This window comes from Alteromonas sp. M12 (genome assembly GCF_037478005.1).
GTDB lineage: Bacteria > Pseudomonadota > Gammaproteobacteria > Enterobacterales > Alteromonadaceae > Aliiglaciecola > Aliiglaciecola lipolytica_A.
Genome location: NZ_CP144164.1, coordinates 668,340 through 686,779, shown reverse-complemented (window position 1 = coordinate 686,779; position 18,440 = coordinate 668,340). Strand labels below are relative to the sequence as shown.

The following is an 18,440-nucleotide window of genomic DNA, read 5'->3' as shown; positions in this document are numbered from 1 at the left end:
GATTAAAGCAAAACGGCATCTAAATAGATGCCGTTTTTTTAGTTAACTATCTGTGGTATCGAGACTAATTTTGTTTCATGTAGTCGATTGTCATATTAGTTAATAGACGAACGCCTAATTTCATTCCCTCGTCATCCACATAAAAATCAGGAGTGTGGTGAGCAGGCGCATCTTTAGGGTCAACGTCTAAAGGTTTTCCACCAACCCATAAGTACAACCCTGGGATCTGTTCTTGGAAGAACGAGAAATCTTCTGCGCCTGTTACCGGTTTACTGTAAATCACTTTATCTTCGCCAGCGGTCTTAATAAGAGTTGGCAGCATAGTCGATGTCAAGTCATGATCATTAAAGGTAATTGGATAAGAATAGTCTAATGGAAGCGTTAGCTCAGCTTCAGCACGCATACTATCGGCGATGCCTTTAACCTTTCTTGGCATGGCTTCATACATGAGGTCACGGGCTTTTTTGTTTAAGGTGCGAATAGTGCCCACCAGCTCAACTTCGTTAGGAATGATATTAGAGCGCACTCCACCATTAATTGCGCCAAAGGTTACCACGGCAGCATCGTCTAAAAGTTGAACTTCACGACTGACGATGGTTTGAATACTCATAATCATTTGTGCAGCCGTGACAATAGGATCAACACTCATCCATGGGTAAGCGCCATGTGCTTGCTTGCCTTTTATAACAATTTTGAAAGGGTCTACCGCCGCCATTACACCACCTTCGCGATACAAAACAGTATTAACATCGGCAAGTGAGCTAATGTGTAGTCCAAATATAGCGTCCACATCTGGGTTTTTAAGAACGCCCTCTTTCACCATTAATTCAGCGCCACCTTCTTCTCCGCTAGGTGCTCCCTCTTCAGCTGGTTGAAAAATAAATTTCACTTTTCCACGCAGCTCGTCTTTCATTCCCACTAGAATTTCAGCCGCTCCCATCAGCATTGCAATGTGCGTATCATGTCCACAGGCATGCATCACAGGTACATCTTTACCATTGTATTCGCCCCTGGCTTTAGATTTCCAAGGTAAATCATTATTTTCTGGAACCGGTAAACCATCAATATCAGCTCGTAAGCCAACGACAGGTCCGGGCTTGCCACTATCTAAAATTGCCACCACGCCGGTCACTGCCACACCAGTTTGAACTTCCAGCCCTAGTGACTTTAAGTGTTTAGCAATGTATTCAGCAGTTTTAACTTCACGATTTGATAGCTCAGGATTTTCATGTAAATGATGACGCCATTGAATAACTTTGGCTTCAATTTTATCCGCCATTAGATCGACAGTGTCAGCAAAACATAAGGTAGGTAAAAGTGACAATGTGAGGAGTAGCTTGTTCATAATTCCCTTCTTTTTAGTTATTTTTATTAGCGTACGAGACTTTTTATATCACAATTTGCAGTACAAATAAAAAATCCACTGGAGCACAAACTACAGTGGATTTTTAGATCTTAAAAAATTAGGTATTGTTAGCTTTTTTGACGTTTCATCGCATCAAAAAATTCTTCATTGGTTTTAGTCATGGCTAATCTACCAATTAAGAATTCGATAGCGTCAATCTCAGACATTTCGTGGACTATCTTACGTAAGATCCACATTTTCTGTAATTCTTCTTGAGTGGTAAGCAATTCTTCACGACGAGTACCAGAACGATTGAAATCGATAGCTGGGAACACACGTTTTTCAGCAATTTTACGGTTAAGGTGCAGTTCCATATTACCTGTACCTTTAAATTCTTCGTAAATGACTTCGTCCATCTTCGAACCAGTGTCGATCAATGCTGTTGCAATAATGGTCAAGCTACCGCCTTCTTCCACATTACGTGCAGCACCAAAGAAACGCTTTGGTTTGTGCAAGGCGTTAGCATCAACACCACCGGTTAGTACTTTACCTGATGAAGGTATAACGGTGTTGTAAGCACGCGCTAAACGAGTAATAGAGTCGAGTAGTATTACCACGTCTTTTTTATGTTCAACTAAACGCTTGGCTTTCTCAATGACCATCTCAGCAACCTGAACGTGGCGACTCGCTGGCTCGTCAAACGTAGAGGCAACAACCTCACCTTGCACCAAACGTTGCATTTCAGTTACTTCTTCTGGACGCTCATCGATCAACAATACCATTAATTCGCATTCTGGATGATTAGCTGCAATTGATTGCGCAATATTCTGCAGCAATAATGTTTTACCGGCTTTAGGCGGAGCAACAATCAAACCACGTTGACCAGCACCAATGGGTGAAGCCAAATCTAAAATTCTTGCAGTCAAATCCTCTGTACTACCATTCCCACGTTGCAACGTAAAACGTCGATTAGCGTGTAACGGTGTTAAGTTTTCAAAAAGGATTTTGTTGCGGGAGTTTTCTGGTTTGTCGAAATTAACTTGATTGATTTTCAGTAGTGCAAAATATCTTTCGCTGTCTTTAGGTGGACGTATTTTTCCAGCGATGGTGTCTCCGGTTCGCAAGTTAAACCGGCGAATTTGGCTGGGAGATACATAAATATCATCCGGACCGGCCAAATATGAAGAATCTGATGACCGTAAAAATCCAAAACCATCTTGGAGTATTTCGAGTACGCCATCTCCGAAAATATCTTCGCCGCTTTTTGCGTGCGCTTTCAGTATGGCAAATATAATGTCTTGTTTGCGAGCCCGAGCCATATTATCTAGGCCCATCTTTTCGGCTAATGCTACAAGTTCGCTGATCGGTTTATTCTTTAATTCTGTTAAATTCATATTGGTGGGTCTTTGTGATTTGAAATGTGCTAAAAGGCACCCTGTTTTATTAGTTTCAGGTTTTTTGGCTAATTAAATTCGTTTTACTCTATGGATTGAGCGCGAAATTTGGTGAGTTCAAGATATGAACAATCGAAAGTTAGCACCAATTAGTTGTTCCGTCCAGCGAAAAACGATGATTAATGCAAAGAATGTTTATTTTTCGTTAAAAATACAAAAAATACGCAGAAAAACCAAATTTAAGTGAGTCGTTCTGCGCATTAATTGAGTTTAGATATTGTCGTTCAAAAACTCAGCTAACTGGGTTTTTGACAATGCACCTACTTTGGTAGCAGCGACATTTCCGTCCTTAAACAATAGCAAAGTGGGTATACCACGGATGCCATACTTTGGCGGAGTTTCATTATTTTCATCGACATTCAACTTGCCAACTGTTAACTTGCCGTCGAACTCGCCAGCAACTTCTTCTAGAATTGGCGCAATCATTTTACATGGGCCGCACCATTCCGCCCAGAAATCAACTAGGACAGGACCAGCAGCATTGATAACATCGGCCTCGAAACTATCGTCAGATAACTGGATAATTTTGTCGCTCATACTTTTCTCCGTAATTGGTCTCTCGCTGAGATAGTTCAGCGCATAATGAGAGTTTTATAGAAACTGGTTTTTAATGCAAGCACTGATAAGCTATAAGCTATGCAAACTACACATTTAACTGAAACACATTTTTCTGATCTGCCCATCCATGAGGATGTTTTAAAGGCATTAACAGAAGCAAACTTTATCCACTGCACGCCAATACAGGCGTTAAGTCTGCCGCACCTTTTGGAAGGGCAAGACATTGCAGGTCAAGCTCAAACAGGAACAGGAAAAACTATTGCTTTTCTTGTTGCCACATTTCATCGATTACTGACTCATCCAAATGAATCAGGTAAGCAACCTAAAGCTATTATAATGGCACCTACTCGAGAATTGGCAGTACAAATTTACAATGACGCCGAATTATTGAGTAAACACACCGGATTATCGCTTGGTTTGATATATGGGGGTGAAGGTTACCAAAGTCAACGGGAATCTTTGCAATCAGGTGTAGATATTATTATTGGCACCACTGGCCGTATAATCGATTATTACAAACAAAATGTTTTTTCCTTGGAAAATATTCAAGTTGCTGTGCTCGACGAAGCAGATCGCATGTTCGATTTAGGCTTCATTAAAGACATTCGATATATGTTCAGACGCATGCCCGATGCAACCAAACGTTTAAGCATGTTATTTTCTGCCACTTTGTCTTATCGAGTTCAAGAACTTGCTTACGAGCATATGAACAACCCCACACATGTGAAGGTTGAACACGACAAACAAACAGCCAGCCGTATCCAAGAAGAGTTATTTTATCCTTCTGATGAAGATAAAATGCTGCTACTTCTGACCTTGCTAGAAGACGAATGGCCTGAAAAAGCGATTGTTTTTGCTAACACCAAACATACCTGTGAGAAACTCAGTGATTGGTTGGAAGCCGATGGTCATCGTGTAGGCTTGTTAAGTGGTGATGTTCCACAACGTAAACGTTTAAAAATACTAGAAGATTTTAGTAAAGATAAACTGGATATTCTGGTTGCCACCGATGTAGCTGCTCGTGGTTTACATATCGAAAAAGTGACCCACGTTTTCAACTATGACCTACCCGATGATGCGGAAGATTACGTTCACCGCATTGGACGAACTGGTCGCGCTGGCAAAAGTGGACATGCAATTAGCTTCGCTTGTGAAAAATATGCGTTGAATTTACCTGCAATTGAAAGCTATATTAGCCGTCCTATTCCAGTAAGTAATTATGACCAAGAATCGCTACTTGAAGATATAACACCACCTAAACCGCAGTACAAAAAGCGACAACAAAGTGGTAAAACGTATCAGAAGCGACCGAATAACCGCAATCAGAAAAGGCGTTAATGGAAAATCAGCCAATTACATCGGTAACCAATGAAGACCAACTGTATGCCGCAGTTGATCTCGGTTCCAACAGTTTTCATTTAGTTATCGTTAGGGTCGTTTCTGGCTCGGTTCAAATTATTGGCAAAGTAAAACAAAAAGTAAGATTAGCCGCTGGCTTAAATGACGGCATGATGCTTGACCAAGTCAGCATGGAGCGAGGCTGGCGTTGCTTGGAAACCTTTGCCGAACGCCTGCAAGACATCCCCTTATCGAACATCAAAGTAGTTGGCACCGCCACCTTACGTTTAGCCAAAAATGCCAATGTATTCATCGAAAAAGCGCAACAAATTCTAAATCAAAAACTCGAAGTTATCAGTGGCGAAGAAGAAGCGCGCCAAATCTATTTGGGCGTAGCCTATACATCCGCGAACCAAGGAAATACCTTAGTCATTGATATTGGTGGAGCCAGCACTGAAGTGATTATTGGCAATGACATGCAGCCCATCAACCTGGTTAGCTTAAACATGGGATGCGTGACATTTAAAGAACGATATTTTATCGATGGGGTTATATCTGAACAGAACATGCACAACGCCATTGAAGAAGCCAAACAAAAATTATTGCCTGTTATAGATGATTTTATTTGTTTCGATTGGCAGCAATGCCTTGGCGCTTCTGGGACTCCCCAAGCCGTTGTTGAGATCCTCGTCGAACAAGGTATTAGTGATGCCATTCGCTTAGATTATTTGCATAACTTGGTACAGCAATGCATTGATTGTGGCAATTTAGATAATTTAGATATTGAAGGCCTTACAGAGGCAAGACGAGCCATATTCCCGAGTGGTTTGTGTATTTTAGTCGCATTATTTGAACAACTTAAAATCCAAGAAATGCAAATCTCAGGTGGCGCTCTCAGGGAAGGTTTGATTTATGGGATGCTTGAGAATTGCGAAAAAAATGACCGCCGCAGTCATTCAATTAACGATGCCATTAAAACCTATCATATCGATGAACAACAAGCACAAAGAGTGTGTAATGTTGCGGTCAACTTTTATAAACAATTGTGTTCACAATCTAATATTTGTAATTTTGATGCATTAGCCGTTATTGAAGCTGCATCGTTATTGCACGAAATTGGTTTGCATATTGAATATAAACAATACCATATCCATGGTGCTTATATTCTTAGCCATATTAACCTTAACGGCTACTCACAAATGCAACGTAAGAGTATTCGAGATTTAGTATTGAGTCATCGAGCAGAACTAGATTTGAATAAGTTCTCCCAATATCACCCTGATATGCAACCTTTGTTATACGGATTGGTTCGCATCTTAAGGTTGTCGTGTTTACTTTCGATTCGCAGAAAAGATGACTTGTTGCCGGAAATTAAGTTACAAATTGATGAGCAACATTGGCACTTAACTTTTCCAGAGGGTTGGCTCAGAGCTCACCCTCTGATAGATGTAGAACTGGCGAATGAAAAGTGGCTACAGCACAAAGCCGGATTACCACTTTCCTTCCGTTAGTTGGATTGAATCGACTCTAATACAATAAACTGTACATTGTGCGACGAGACTTAGACTTCAATGGATCGCCATCAGGCATCGCATTAATCATATCCAAAGTATATTTGCGTGCATCCCCAAAACTTAAGTCCTTTTTAAGCACTGCGAAAAGTAATTCTAATGCATCTTCAGGTTTATTGGCTTGATGCAATTGCACAGCTAATTCAACTTTCAGTTCTAAATTATCTGGCTGTTGTTCCAACTGAGCTTGCAGTTGTTTTATTTCCGGCGACTCGGATGCTTTTTCAACTAACTCTACTTTGCCAACAATACTGTGGTAATAACCATTTTGATCGACTAAAAGAATGTTATCTAACAACAGTTGAGCCTGTTTGGTGTTGCCTAACTCCACATAACAATCGGCTAACACTAGGGCTATATCGGCCCTTTCAGACGCCAAATCATGGGCTTGCTTCGCGATAGTAAAAGCTTGTTGATAATCGCCTTGGTTAACTAAAGCGACGGCTTTTTCATACAAACCATCTTCAGCATTAGGCAAATGTTTTTCTAACAATTCCTGAATTTGCTCTTCCATCATAGGGCCCGCAAATCCGTCAACCGGTTGACCGTCTTTAACTAGAATAACAGTGGGTAAACTTTGAATCCCAAACTGTTGTGCAATTTGCTGCTCTTGTTCGCAATTTACATTGGCATAAATCAAATGCTCGGCATGCTGACTAGCAAGCTTTTCCAAAATGGGTGTGAGTTGTTCACACATTTCCAAATTCGGTGCCCAGAAATTCACCAGCACATGCTTTTCTTTAGACTCTTCGATTATGACTTGTTGAAAATTTTCTATATTCAGGTTTACAAAATTCTGCATTTTTAGCTCTTTCTATTTTTTAGTTTCATAAACTGAAACGCACTGATTGAATACTATCGGTTTAAAGTGGGGGCATTGATTTTAAAAAGCAACCTAGCGATATAAATAGTGCCCAAAAATAGTGCGTTGTTGCTAATCACCTTGCACGACAATGTCAATTAAGCGACATTATATTAAATTTGTATGTGCTAGTGTTCTGAGCATCAACAACGTGATAGCGAAAGGTAAAGATAATGGCAGATAAAGAATACAAAAGTTTTTCTCAATTTTATCCGTTTTACTTGCGAGAACATCAGAACCCAGTCTGTCGCAGACTGCACTTTGTAGGATCCTTTTTAATCTTGCTTACACTGGCCTTTATATTTACCACTGGGCAATGGCGTTATCTTCTAGTATTGCCGGTTTTAGGCTATGGATTTGCATGGGTTGGACACTTTTTCTTTGAACATAATCGGCCAGCGACATTTACTTACCCCCTTTATAGTTTTTTAGGCGATTGGGTAATGTTTAAAGACATGCTAGTTGGCAAAATAAAATTTTAAAGTGTAAACGCTAACAATCAACAACCGCAAAAACCCACGCATTTGTATAATTGGTGCACGCAAACTTAGCCGCAATCGCCAAGCCGTAACTAAAACTATACCTCAATTTAATTAAAATCTTAGTGGCTGACACAGCGCTATGATTTTTATGTCCCAAATTTACTAGTTTTTGTCCCATTACTGCAAGACCTATCATTTTTCCTATTGAAATATAAGACATTCTTATTTTTTGTCCCATTTGTGTATTTTTTCGTCCCAAAATTCCAACGCATTTATTTCATTCTTTTTTATTCTTAAATCGTCATTACGGAAAATGACATTGACACAAACGGAATGAGTCAAAAACGGACTAACGAAGGATCGTTAAAGCAAGGAACGCCAAGCGCGAAATCCGATTGAAGCTAGGAAGGCTTACAGTCAGATCAGCAAGGAGGCATCAAGGAAGAAGGTTGTAAAACCAAAGATGGTAAGGAAACCAAGGCAAGAAAGCACTATGTAGACATTTAAACAGAGAAGTTAATTCTGTGTTGTCCGAGATGATAACTATCACGCTTCAGGCATCGTCAGCATGTATTTTTTGCAACAAGGAGCGGTAAATCCAAGGATGGATATTTCCTACGCAAGTGGTAATGAGCAACAAATAGAGTGAAACGGCAATAGACATAAAACAGTCACAAAACTGAAAAGGAAAGAGCATGCAAGAATCTCTGTTTAGGCAAAGCGCTATCGATCACCAAAAAAATCGGCTTCACGGTGAGATATTGCTTATCCCTACCTCTTCTCATGTATTAGTGACGCTTTTTGTGAGTGCCTGGATTATTGCAGCTTTAGCTTGGTTAGTAACAAGTCAATACGCGCGCAAAGAGAGCGTTGCTGGATGGTTAGAGCCGCCAAATGGCGTTGTCAAAGTGTTTCCTGAAACGACATCAGGTCGAATAGAGCGGGTGCTAGTTAAAGAGGGACAATTCGTATCAGAAGGCCAAGCACTGCTTGTAATAGACGGAGACCGCACACTTAGCAGCGGCTCAAGTTTGCAAACAACCTTGCTTGATGAATATAAAAATCAGCAACGTATATTATTGGCACAAATAGAACGAGTCGAAATAATCGACACCATAACGATTCAAAATGCCCAGTCAAAACTATTGGCAATGGGTCAAGACATCATTAGGCTCGATGCTCAGATTGAGACACTTCAAAAACGTCATTCTCTGGTTTCTTCACGCTACCAGAACTATCAATCGATGCGCAAATCTGGACATATTTCCAAAGCTGATTTAGAGCAGGTTTTAGAACAAAAACTGGGGTTACAAAATCAAGAACAGGCATTGCAGAGAGAAAAAATAAACTTAAACAATGATATCAATGCAACCAAGAATCAATTATTAACGCTACCACAAAATCAGTTAAACCAAGCCAATCAGATAAAATCTAAACTCAGCGACCTAGCACTAAAAATAGCCCAGTTAAGCAGTCAAAGTCGACATGTATTAAAGGCTTCGCGAGATGGTTTAATATCGAATCTCCAAGCCCAAGTGGGTCAACAAACGAATCTAAACACCCCCTTGCTTTCAGTCGTGCCGCAAGAAAGTCAGATTCAGGCGAAACTTTTAGTGCCAGTAAAAGCGATTGGATTTGTTGAACAGGGCCAACCTATACAAATTCGTTATGACGCTTTCCCATATCAAAAGTTTGGATTGTATCAAGGCACTATTACGAGTGTTTCCGATGCAGTGATTTTACCTAATGAGGTGCACTATGCTCCCCTGAATATTCAAGAACCTGTCTATTTAGTGCATGCCACCCTCGAATCCCAGTCAGTATCAGCGTATGGCAAAAAGCTAAGTTTAAAATCAGGAATGACGTTATCAGCAGATGTGCAATTGGGCGAACGCAGTTTACTTGAGTGGATATTTGAGCCGTTGTTGAGTTTGCGGGGTAGAATCTAATGAATAGTACTACTTTTCCTCGCCCCGAAAGTTTGCTTAACTTTAGCTCTCGCCACTCACTGCCCTGCGTATTGCAAACGGAAGCGTCTGAGTGTGGCCTAGCGTGTTTAGCGATGATCAGCGGATTTTATGGATATGAAATAGATTTAACCAGTATTCGAAGCCGCTTTTCCATTTCTGCCCATGGGGCTACGTTAAAACAAATTATGCAAATAGCAGGTCAGATGGAGTTGTCTTCAAGGGCATTACGCCTTGAGATGGAACAACTAACTGAATTGCAAACACCCTGTATTTTACATTGGGAACTGAAGCACTTTGTAGTATTAAAAAAAGTCACTAGACATAAAGTGTATATTCATGACCCTGCGATTGGAGAGCGGGTATTAGAGCTTGCCGAAGTTGACAAACTATTCACCGGAATAGCACTAGAGCTAACCCCGACCCCAGCGTTTGAGAAAGGCAAACAAAAACGAAAGTTATCCTTGAGTCATTTTTGGAATCGAATTAATGGATTGAAGCGCAGTTTAGCCATTATTTTATTGCTTTCAATCTTCATCCAAGTTTTTGCATTGATCCAACCTTATTACATGCAAACCGTCATCGATGATGTGATTTTGCGTTCCGACCTCAATTTACTCACGGTTTTGGCATTTGGATTCGGCTTGCTCTTACTGATAGATACGGGCACCTCATACATTCGCCAAACGGTCATTTTAAATCTATCAAGCCGCCTAAACATTCAAATGGCAGCAAATGTATTTACGCACCTTATAAGGTTACCTCTAGATTATTTTAGTAAACGCCACATGGGTGATGTTGTTTCACGGTTTGGCTCGCTACAAAGCATACGAGAACTGCTAACAACCGGGTTAGTGACGGTATTTGTTGATGGCTTAATGGCGACTCTCACTGTCTGGGTAATGTTTTTATATGACCGCAAATTAACTTTCATCGTTTTAGCAATCGTCTTTCTGTATGCACTACTGCGCTATCTTTTTTACAAACCATTAAAACGCTTAACCGAAGAAAGCATTGTTTCTTCGGCTAAAGAAAACAGCCATTTTATGGAATCGGTAAGAGCAATTCAGACCATCAAGCTATTTGAAAAGGAAACGGACAGACAAAGTCAGTGGCAAAACAAACTTGCGGAAGCCATGAATAAAGAAATACGTTTACAGCGCTGGAATATCGGCTTTGATACAGCGAATAAAATTCTGTTTGGGCTGGAAAACATAATTGTTATTTATTTTGCAGCACTGGCAGTCACTAACAATACGCTGAGTGTGGGGATGCTTTTTGCATTTGTCAGTTATAAATCCCGCTTTATCAATTCTATGAATAACCTAATTGAAAAATTGATAGAATTTAGGATGCTAGAGCTACATTGTGAACGACTTGCTGATGTAGTTTACACCTCGAAAGATCCCATGGTTAAGGAATTCAAAAACCCGCGACTAACCAGCTCAACATCCGAGCACGATAAAATACACGGCGAAATTAGCTTAGTTAATTTAGGGTTTTCATATAGCCAACTTGATGCACCTGTATTCCAAAATATAAACCACACATTCGAGTCAGGCTCTACCATCGCTATCGTTGGTCCTAGTGGCTGCGGCAAGAGTACGTTAATGAAGTGCATGATGGGATTACTGCAACCCACAAATGGACAAGTTTTGGTCGATGGCATTGCTCTTTCAAACATAGATAGCTATCGACAAAGCATTGCAGCGGTAATGCAAGATGACGTGCTTCTAACCGGATCTATTGCAGAAAATATTGCGTGCCTTTCAACCAATATCGATATGCAGAAAATTGTTTATTGCGCCCACTTGGCCTGTATTCATGAGGATATCGCTAAAACCAGTATGCAATACAACACTTTGGTAGGCGATATGGGCGCCAATTTAAGCGGCGGTCAAAAGCAACGCATTATTTTAGCCAGAGCGCTATACAAAGAGCCGCGAATTTTGTTTTTGGATGAAGCCACCAGCCATTTAGATGTGCAAAACGAAATGGCGATAAACAATCATATTAAACAGTTATCGATCACACGAGTGATCATCGCTCACCGTCCACAAACCATAGCCAGCGCCGACAAGGTGTTGAGCTTGGAGAATGGCAGATTAAGCGATGTGACTTCGTCGATAAAACAGCCGTAAACATCAACCTACTATTTAAGGAAAAATACAATGGAAAACATGTTGGAGTTGTACCAAAACAAACTATCTAAAAGAGAGGCACAAGTGGCCAATAAAGTGCGCGAAGGTTTGAGTAACCGTTCAATCGCTGATCAATTATTTATCAGCGAACGGACGGTGAAATTTCATTGCACTAACATTTTTAGAAAGTTAGCAATAAACAATCGAAAAATGCTGCGTTCATTGTTCCCAAATGCGTATGAAACAGCTTAAAACTGTACTCTAGTACAGTTAACTTTTTGAGTATATTAGCCATACTCATATTGTCAGTACAATGATGTACGACAAATTACTAAAGTAAATATTACAAGGAGAATGAAATGGAACATCCATTCAATACAAAAATGGAACTTAACAATTTATCTACCGAGCAAGTTGCTGCGGGTTCGCTCGCAATTCAACTGCCGAAAGATGCCAAGTTGCCTTCCCGCTCACCAATTAAACCACCCATGGAAACAACCATGGCAATTGGCGAAGAAGGCGGCAGTTTTGGCAATTGGTTCTAAGCCAAAAAGTAGTGAACTACCTTGTTAAGGTAGTTCACTATATCTGAAAATTTAACTTCGATAAAAATTACAGGACGTGTTATGTCGGTCGTTATTATTTTAGGTGCCAGCCAAGACTGTCACGCATTACATATGCTTCAAGCATGCCATCAATCAGGGGTTGAAGCCGCATTATTTGACACATCACTTTACCCTTCTTGCCACAGTATTAGTTGGGACCCGATGTTAGCCAAAGGTGGGTTGCGGTTAAACTCTACCTTCTATAAGTTTGCACAAATCGACAGTGTTTTTTGGAGCAGTGTTGGACCGCCTAGCTTGGTAGCTAATACCAACCCTTCTTTGTATCAAATCGCCATGAGTGATAGCTCAAGCGCTTTACGGACTTTTTTCGATGAGACCAGTATTCGCTGGGTTAATTCATGGCAAGTTTTTGATTCTCACAAAGTCAAACCACGGCAATTACATAAGGCATCAACAGTGGGCGCATTAATCCCACAGACCTATATTGGTAATGAAATCAAAGATATTCTTGCGTTTGCAAAACACTATAAAAAATTATTATTCAAACCTGTTTATGGCGGCTCACATGCCACTTTAATAGATGAACAATTGCTCAGTTCGATACATCTTCATAAAGTCTTAAAATATGCGCCTGTGACAATTCAAGAATATATTGAAGGGACAAACATTCGTACATATGTCATTGGTTCCGAGGTTTTCAGTGCAGAAATAGTCAGTGATGAGGTCGACTTTAGACTGCAATCAAATCCAATCCATATTCCCACCAAGACCCCTTCTAAGATTGTCGCTTTGGCCAAACGCTTGACTCAGGCGTTTAATATGCATTGGACTGCGATTGACTGGCGACGTGACAACAAAGGCAATTATTATTTTTTAGAGGCAAATCCCAGTCCAATGTTCATACATTTTGAACAACTCACCGGCTACCCTATTACAGAGTTACTGGTGCAAGCGCTAATCCACCCTAGATATTTATCTAATGTAAGTTAAATTGCTAATGCCAAACGGCCTTATATAAACAAAGTGTACCTTTAAGCATACATTTAAACGCCTGCGTACAACCCCTGAAACATTTTCGTCAATCAATCTAAAGTGTATAGTGTTGACGCTTCAACAGGACAGAATATGAACTTTATTGCTTATAAAGTGAATTTCAAAACTAATAATAAAACGACAGGAATTCTCAATGAATACACTAAACAGAAGCGCTACAGTAAGCTACTTACTATTCAGCATTTCTATTTTGTTTTCTGCTCATATATTTGCTGCACAAGAAGAAAATGCAGATGCGGAAACAGATTCGCCTTCAACTGAAAAACAAGATTGGGATGTACTTAATCCCCCTTTCGAATTGTCTTCAACTAAAATTGATACTGACGAAGTTACTTGGTCAAGTTTAGATATCTCACCCGATGGCAAAAAAATGGCATTCGACACTTTGGGAGACATTTTCATTGTTGATAGCCAAGGTGGTGAAGCAAAAGCGCTCACTCAAGATTTCGCTTGGAATATTCAACCTGCGTTTAGTCCGGATGGCAAAAAAATCGCGTTTAGCTCCGACCGAGGTGGGTTGTCTAATATTTGGATGATGGATTTAGACAGTGGTGAATTAACCCAAGTCACCACCGAAAAAAATAACATTATGCACTCTCCAAAGTGGAGTCCTGACGGACAATATATTCTTGCTACCAAAGGCATAATGTCGAGTCGTAGTATCCCTGCTGGCGAAATTTGGATGTATCACTTTTCTGGTGGCGATGGCGTTCAAATCAAAGCAAGAGTCAATGGCAAAGCAGATCAAAAAAATATCGCTGATCCTGCATTTTCTCCCGATGGAAAGTATGTTTATTTTACCCAAGACATTACGGGAGGCTCGACATTTAGTTACAACCGAGATCCCTTGAAATCGATTTTTGCGATTACCCGTTATGAACTAGAAAACGGTGATGAGGAGAGATTTGTTAGCGGCACTGGTGGCGCAATTGTTCCCACTCCCTCTCCCGATGGTAAAAAGCTAGCGTTTATTCGTAGGATTAAGAACAGAACGGCATTATTTGTTAAAGACTTGTCAGATGGCAGCGAACGAGTTTTATTTCAAGAACTTGAGCGAGATATGCAAGAAGGCTTCGGTAGTGAAGGCTATTTTGCCTATTTTGATTGGACCCCAGACTCTGAAAATATAGTATTTTGGACCGCAGGTAAGTTTCACAAACTCAATGTAGATAGCCTCGAAATTGAAGACATTCCAGTAAACCTATCAACAACAGCACAATATGCAGATGCGCTGCGTTTTGATGTGGATGTCGCACCAGATTCGTTTGACGTAAAAATGATACGCTGGGCTCAGAAATCACCAAATGGAAAAAATATTCTTTATCAGGCCCTAGGCAAGTTATATGTCAAAGACTTAAAATCAGGCAAAGTAAAACGCTTAACCAAACAAAATGACCATGATGAATATTTCCCTCGTTATTCAAATGACGGGAAGAAAATCGTCTATACCACATGGCATGACCAAGATTTAGGAACGATTAGAATCGTGTCTGCTCGAGGCGGCAAAGGTAAAGTTATTTCAAACAATCCAGGTCACTATGTTGAACCTAGCTTTTCGTTAGACGGTGAAATGGTAACTTATAGAAAAACCACTGGAGGATATTTACTTACCCCTAAGTGGTCAGTTGAACCGGGGTTATATGTTACAAACTTAGATGACAAGACCCATACTCGAATTTCTAAAAGTGGCGTTGCCCCGCATTTTGCAGGCTCAAACGAGCGGGTGTATTTTACCGCTGTCGTTGGCGGTACTCCTTACACCGAAACCCAATTAGTCAGTGTTGATTTAAACGGTGAAGACCTCCGTGAACATTTATATGGTGCCGACAAAATTAGCGAATATCGATTATCCCATGATGGGAAATGGATTGCTTTTGTGCATCAGTACAATGCCTACGTTGCGCCATTTATGGAAATGGGGAAACGTCAAAATATCGGACCATCAAGTACTGCAACGCCAATTAAACAAGTTTCAAGTCGAGCCGGTGAATATCTCACTTGGTCCCCAGATAATAAAACACTTTCGTGGTATCACGGCCCTTATTATTTCGAACGAGATTTGAAAGACGCTTTTGATTTTATCGCAGATGCACCAGCCACCTTGCCAGAACCCGTTAGCGAAGGCATTAGCCTGTCATTCAGTCAAAAATCTGATAAACCAGAAGGTTATAAAGCCATTGTTGGCGGTACCGTCGTCACCATGCGTGATGCAGATAATCAACAAGAGATAATCGAAAATGCGGTTGTCTTAATTAACGGCAACAAAATTGAAGCGATTGGCAAAGTTGACGATATCGAGATTCCTGATTCAGCATTTATTATTAACGCTGAAGGAAAAACCATTATTCCTGGTTTAATAGATACCCATGCCCATGGATCCCAGGGCAGTAACGAAATTATTCCCCAACAAAATTGGAGTCAATATTCTAATCTAGCGTTTGGTGTGACCACTATTCACGATCCATCAAACGACACCACTGAAATTTTTTCCGCGGCTGAGTTACAAAAAGCAGGCAAAATCGTTGCACCTCGCATTTACTCAACCGGTACGATCTTGTACGGCGCAGAAGCATTGGGTTACAAAGCAATCATCAAAAGTTTTGATGATGCTAAGTATCACTTACAGCGACTCAAAGACGTCGGTGCAATTTCGGTTAAAAGTTATAATCAACCTCGTCGTGATCAGCGCCAACAAGTATTAGCTGCGGCAAGAGAACTGGAAATGATGGTAGTGCCAGAAGGTGGCGGTAAACTACAGCAAAATATCACTATGGTAGTCGATGGCCACACTGGCTTAGAGCACTCACTGCCCATTGCCAAAGGTTACAATGACTTAACCAAATTATGGTCGGCAACCAAATCGGGGTATACACCAACCTTTATCGTTTCCTATGGTGGTTTAATGGGAGAAGAGTATTGGTACGACCGTACTGAAGTTTGGAAGAATCCTCGTTTGATGCGTTACACGCCATCTTATATTATCGATCGTCGTTCGATTCGCCGACCTACGGCGCCAGACAATCAATATAACCATTTTAATGTGGCATCTTATGCAAAAGAGCTAAGAGACAACGGCGTAAGTATCCATATCGGTGGTCATGGTCAACGAGAGGGCTTAGCCGCACATTGGGAGCTATGGTCCATGCAACAAGGTGGATTTACGCCTTGGGAAGCCCTAAGAGGTGGGACCATTGATGGTGCGAAACATTTGGGTATGGATAAACAGATTGGTAGCATTGAAGTAGGAAAAGTAGCAGACTTAGTGGTTATCGACGGTAACGTGTTAGCCGATATTAGGCGCAGTGAGTATGTAGACTATACCGTGATCAATGGTCGTATCTACGACGCGGCAACCATGAACGAAGTTAACAGCAAACATAAGCGACAAGCGTTTTTCTTTGAACAAGATAATCAAAGTTTTATGCCTAAAGAAACGGAAGCGAGAGTTCATGAAAAAGCCAAACAACATAAGTGGGTTCATTAAACTTAGGCTAGCCTAAACAGCTAATGTTATTAATAGGGGGCGCTTTAAGCGCCCTTTTTTGTGTCGAATTGTGAACGAAGGTGCATAATCTTACCCATTTATATTAAACTATTGACAAAAGCTGATCTGTTTATTTGCTTAGTTTGGCAAATAGTGGGATAAAACATGCCAAGCTTTCAAATTAATTTAGCTAAAAGACGTAATCTAGGAGTATTAGCACATGGATTTCTTATTCGACTATATCTTTACCGTACAAACCGCGTTGTTAGTGTTTGTTATTGTACTCATCAAATCATCAATTAAATTCGTGCCTCAGAATCGCGCATTTTTAGTCGAGCGTTTTGGAAAATTTCAATCTACCAAAGAAGCGGGTTTAAATTTCATTATTCCGTTTATCGACAACGTTGCCGCAGATCGCTCCTTAAAAGAACAAGCTGTAGATGTTCCAGAACAAAGTGCCATAACCAAAGACAACATATCTTTATCTGTAGATGGTGTTTTGTATTTTCGAGTAATGGACCCGTATAAAGCAACATATGGTGTTGATAATTACGTTTTTGCAGTTACTCAATTAGCCCAAACCACCATGCGTTCTGAACTGGGTAAAATGGAATTAGACAAAACTTTCGAAGAGCGTGACATGCTCAATACCAATATCGTAGCAGCAATAAATGATGCAGCCGGCCCTTGGGGTATTCAGGTTCTTCGTTACGAAATTAAAGACATTGTTCCGCCACAATCAGTAATGGAAGCAATGGAAGCTCAGATGAAAGCAGAGCGCGTAAAACGTGCTCAAATTCTAGAGTCCGAAGGCGACAGACAAGCTGCAATCAACCGTGCAGAAGGTAATAAAGCATCTGTAGTATTAGCCGCAGAAGCTGATAAAGAAGAACAAGTATTGCAAGCTGAAGGTGAAGCTAAAGCCATTGTTGCCGTTGCCGAAGCGCAGGCCGAAGCTTTGCGTAAAGTTGGTGTAGAGGCTAATACCGTTGAAGGGCAAAAAGCCATACAATTGGATCTAGCCACAAAAGCTATCGAAGCCAAACAAGCAATAGCCAAAGAATCATCTATTATTCTGCTGCCGGATGGCGCAACAGAGCCCGCCTCAGTCGTTGCTCAAGCTATGACGGTCATTAATTCCATGAACAAAGGAAACTAGGCATGGATTTAATCAGTAACAATTTGGCGGAAAGTTTAATTGTGCTTGGTTTAGTCATGTTAGCCATAGAAATTGCTATTTTAGGCTTCGCAACTTTCATAATGTTTTTTGTGGGTTTAGCCTGTGTTGCCGCTGGCGCTCTTTTGTATCTTGGATTGATTCCAGATACGCTAATGAGTGCTACGTTAACAGTGGGTATTTTAACGGCAATTAGTGCTGTATTGCTGTGGAAGCCACTTAAAAATATTCAACAAGACGTTGATACTAAACCAGCCCAAAGTGATTTAATTGGTCATGATTTTTTGTTAGAAAAAAATGTTTCTGCTACCGAAAATCCGTATTATCACTTCTCTGGAGTGCAATGGAAGTTGAAAAGTTCCCACCCTATTTCGGCAGGAAGTAGGGTCAAAGTTATAAAAGCAGAAGTCGGTATGTTTTATGTAGAACTTGCCGACTAAAA

The 18,440-nt window shown here is 40.6% G+C and carries 15 protein-coding genes; 11 read left to right on the top strand and 4 right to left on the bottom strand.

The window, feature by feature from the left end:
* Positions 1–64: 64 nt before the first annotated feature.
* From VUI23_RS02915 to trxA, 3 genes are all read right to left on the bottom strand, one after another.
* Positions 65–1,345 (bottom strand): amidohydrolase, encoded by a 1,281-nt coding sequence (locus VUI23_RS02915; RefSeq protein ID WP_216047932.1) that lies wholly within the window; start codon positions 1,343–1,345, stop codon positions 65–67.
* Positions 1,346–1,473: 128 nt separating this feature from the next.
* Positions 1,474–2,739 (bottom strand): transcription termination factor Rho, encoded by a 1,266-nt coding sequence (gene rho / locus VUI23_RS02910; RefSeq protein ID WP_216047933.1) that lies wholly within the window; start codon positions 2,737–2,739, stop codon positions 1,474–1,476.
* A gap of 270 nt (positions 2,740–3,009) precedes the next feature.
* On the bottom strand, positions 3,010–3,336 hold the full coding sequence (trxA, locus tag VUI23_RS02905; protein WP_008845982.1) for a thioredoxin TrxA: 327 nt from the start codon (positions 3,334–3,336) through the stop codon (positions 3,010–3,012).
* A gap of 99 nt (positions 3,337–3,435) precedes the next feature.
* Between trxA and rhlB the strand changes: the two genes are divergently transcribed.
* Positions 3,436–4,695: an ATP-dependent RNA helicase RhlB gene (gene rhlB, locus VUI23_RS02900; protein ID WP_216047934.1), complete on the top strand. Its 1,260-nt coding sequence runs from the start codon at positions 3,436–3,438 to the stop codon at positions 4,693–4,695.
* Complete coding sequence (locus VUI23_RS02895; RefSeq protein ID WP_303502159.1) at positions 4,695–6,206, top strand: guanosine-5'-triphosphate,3'-diphosphate pyrophosphatase; 1,512 nt, start codon at positions 4,695–4,697, stop codon at positions 6,204–6,206. Before rhlB ends, VUI23_RS02895 begins: the two co-directional genes overlap by 1 nt.
* A gap of 16 nt (positions 6,207–6,222) precedes the next feature.
* Here the strand turns inward: VUI23_RS02895 and VUI23_RS02890 are convergent, their stop codons facing one another.
* Complete coding sequence (locus tag VUI23_RS02890) at positions 6,223–7,068, bottom strand: co-chaperone YbbN (RefSeq protein ID WP_342806752.1); 846 nt, start codon at positions 7,066–7,068, stop codon at positions 6,223–6,225.
* Positions 7,069–7,301: 233 nt separating this feature from the next.
* On the opposite strand from VUI23_RS02890, the gene VUI23_RS02885 reads away from it, so the two are divergent.
* The 9 genes from VUI23_RS02885 (at position 7,302) to VUI23_RS02845 (ending at position 18,438) form a co-directional block, all read left to right on the top strand.
* Positions 7,302–7,610: a DUF962 domain-containing protein gene (locus VUI23_RS02885; RefSeq protein WP_216047937.1), complete on the top strand. Its 309-nt coding sequence runs from the start codon at positions 7,302–7,304 to the stop codon at positions 7,608–7,610.
* 695 nt (positions 7,611–8,305) lie between these two features.
* A complete protein-coding gene (locus VUI23_RS02880; RefSeq protein WP_342806750.1) occupies positions 8,306–9,559 on the top strand; it encodes an HlyD family efflux transporter periplasmic adaptor subunit in 1,254 nt (417 codons plus the stop codon).
* Positions 9,559–11,718, top strand: coding sequence for a peptidase domain-containing ABC transporter (locus tag VUI23_RS02875; protein ID WP_342806748.1), 2,160 nt, complete (start codon positions 9,559–9,561; stop codon positions 11,716–11,718). The genes VUI23_RS02880 and VUI23_RS02875 overlap by 1 nt, the downstream gene beginning before the upstream one ends.
* 30 nt (positions 11,719–11,748) lie before the next feature.
* The gene (locus VUI23_RS02870) at positions 11,749–11,970 is read left to right on the top strand and encodes a helix-turn-helix transcriptional regulator (protein WP_216047940.1); all 222 of its coding nucleotides are present in this window, start codon (positions 11,749–11,751) and stop codon (positions 11,968–11,970) included.
* A 107-nt stretch (positions 11,971–12,077) separates the two neighbouring features.
* Positions 12,078–12,263 carry a hypothetical protein gene (locus VUI23_RS02865; protein WP_216047941.1) on the top strand — a complete coding sequence of 62 codons (186 nt, stop codon included), beginning with the start codon at positions 12,078–12,080 and terminating at the stop codon, positions 12,261–12,263.
* An 81-nt stretch (positions 12,264–12,344) separates the two neighbouring features.
* Positions 12,345–13,274, top strand: a complete 930-nt coding sequence (locus VUI23_RS02860; protein ID WP_216047942.1) for a hypothetical protein — start codon at positions 12,345–12,347, stop codon at positions 13,272–13,274.
* 196 nt (positions 13,275–13,470) lie between these two features.
* Positions 13,471–16,821, top strand: coding sequence for an amidohydrolase family protein (locus VUI23_RS02855; RefSeq protein WP_342806746.1), 3,351 nt, complete (start codon positions 13,471–13,473; stop codon positions 16,819–16,821).
* 220 nt (positions 16,822–17,041) lie between these two features.
* On the top strand, positions 17,042–17,980 hold the full coding sequence (locus tag VUI23_RS02850; RefSeq protein WP_216047944.1) for a slipin family protein: 939 nt from the start codon (positions 17,042–17,044) through the stop codon (positions 17,978–17,980).
* A 2-nt stretch (positions 17,981–17,982) separates the two neighbouring features.
* A complete protein-coding gene (locus VUI23_RS02845; protein WP_303502167.1) occupies positions 17,983–18,438 on the top strand; it encodes an NfeD family protein in 456 nt (151 codons plus the stop codon).
* The last annotated feature ends 2 nt before the right edge of the window (positions 18,439–18,440 follow it).

Excerpts from the sequence above, each read along its gene's own strand:
- VUI23_RS02915 (WP_216047932.1), bottom strand. The coding sequence starts at position 1,345 with ATGAACAAGCTACTCCTCACATTGTCACTTTTACCTACCTTATGTTTT.
- rho (WP_216047933.1), bottom strand. The coding sequence starts at position 2,739 with ATGAATTTAACAGAATTAAAGAATAAACCGATCAGCGAACTTGTAGCA.
- trxA (WP_008845982.1), bottom strand. The coding sequence starts at position 3,336 with ATGAGCGACAAAATTATCCAGTTATCTGACGATAGTTTCGAGGCCGAT.
- rhlB (WP_216047934.1), top strand. The coding sequence starts at position 3,436 with ATGCAAACTACACATTTAACTGAAACACATTTTTCTGATCTGCCCATC.
- VUI23_RS02895 (WP_303502159.1), top strand. The coding sequence starts at position 4,695 with ATGGAAAATCAGCCAATTACATCGGTAACCAATGAAGACCAACTGTAT.
- VUI23_RS02890 (WP_342806752.1), bottom strand. The coding sequence starts at position 7,068 with ATGCAGAATTTTGTAAACCTGAATATAGAAAATTTTCAACAAGTCATA.
- VUI23_RS02885 (WP_216047937.1), top strand. The coding sequence starts at position 7,302 with ATGGCAGATAAAGAATACAAAAGTTTTTCTCAATTTTATCCGTTTTAC.
- VUI23_RS02880 (WP_342806750.1), top strand. The coding sequence starts at position 8,306 with ATGCAAGAATCTCTGTTTAGGCAAAGCGCTATCGATCACCAAAAAAAT.
- VUI23_RS02875 (WP_342806748.1), top strand. The coding sequence starts at position 9,559 with ATGAATAGTACTACTTTTCCTCGCCCCGAAAGTTTGCTTAACTTTAGC.
- VUI23_RS02870 (WP_216047940.1), top strand. The coding sequence starts at position 11,749 with ATGGAAAACATGTTGGAGTTGTACCAAAACAAACTATCTAAAAGAGAG.
- VUI23_RS02865 (WP_216047941.1), top strand. The coding sequence starts at position 12,078 with ATGGAACATCCATTCAATACAAAAATGGAACTTAACAATTTATCTACC.
- VUI23_RS02860 (WP_216047942.1), top strand. The coding sequence starts at position 12,345 with ATGTCGGTCGTTATTATTTTAGGTGCCAGCCAAGACTGTCACGCATTA.
- VUI23_RS02855 (WP_342806746.1), top strand. The coding sequence starts at position 13,471 with ATGAATACACTAAACAGAAGCGCTACAGTAAGCTACTTACTATTCAGC.
- VUI23_RS02850 (WP_216047944.1), top strand. The coding sequence starts at position 17,042 with ATGGATTTCTTATTCGACTATATCTTTACCGTACAAACCGCGTTGTTA.
- VUI23_RS02845 (WP_303502167.1), top strand. The coding sequence starts at position 17,983 with ATGGATTTAATCAGTAACAATTTGGCGGAAAGTTTAATTGTGCTTGGT.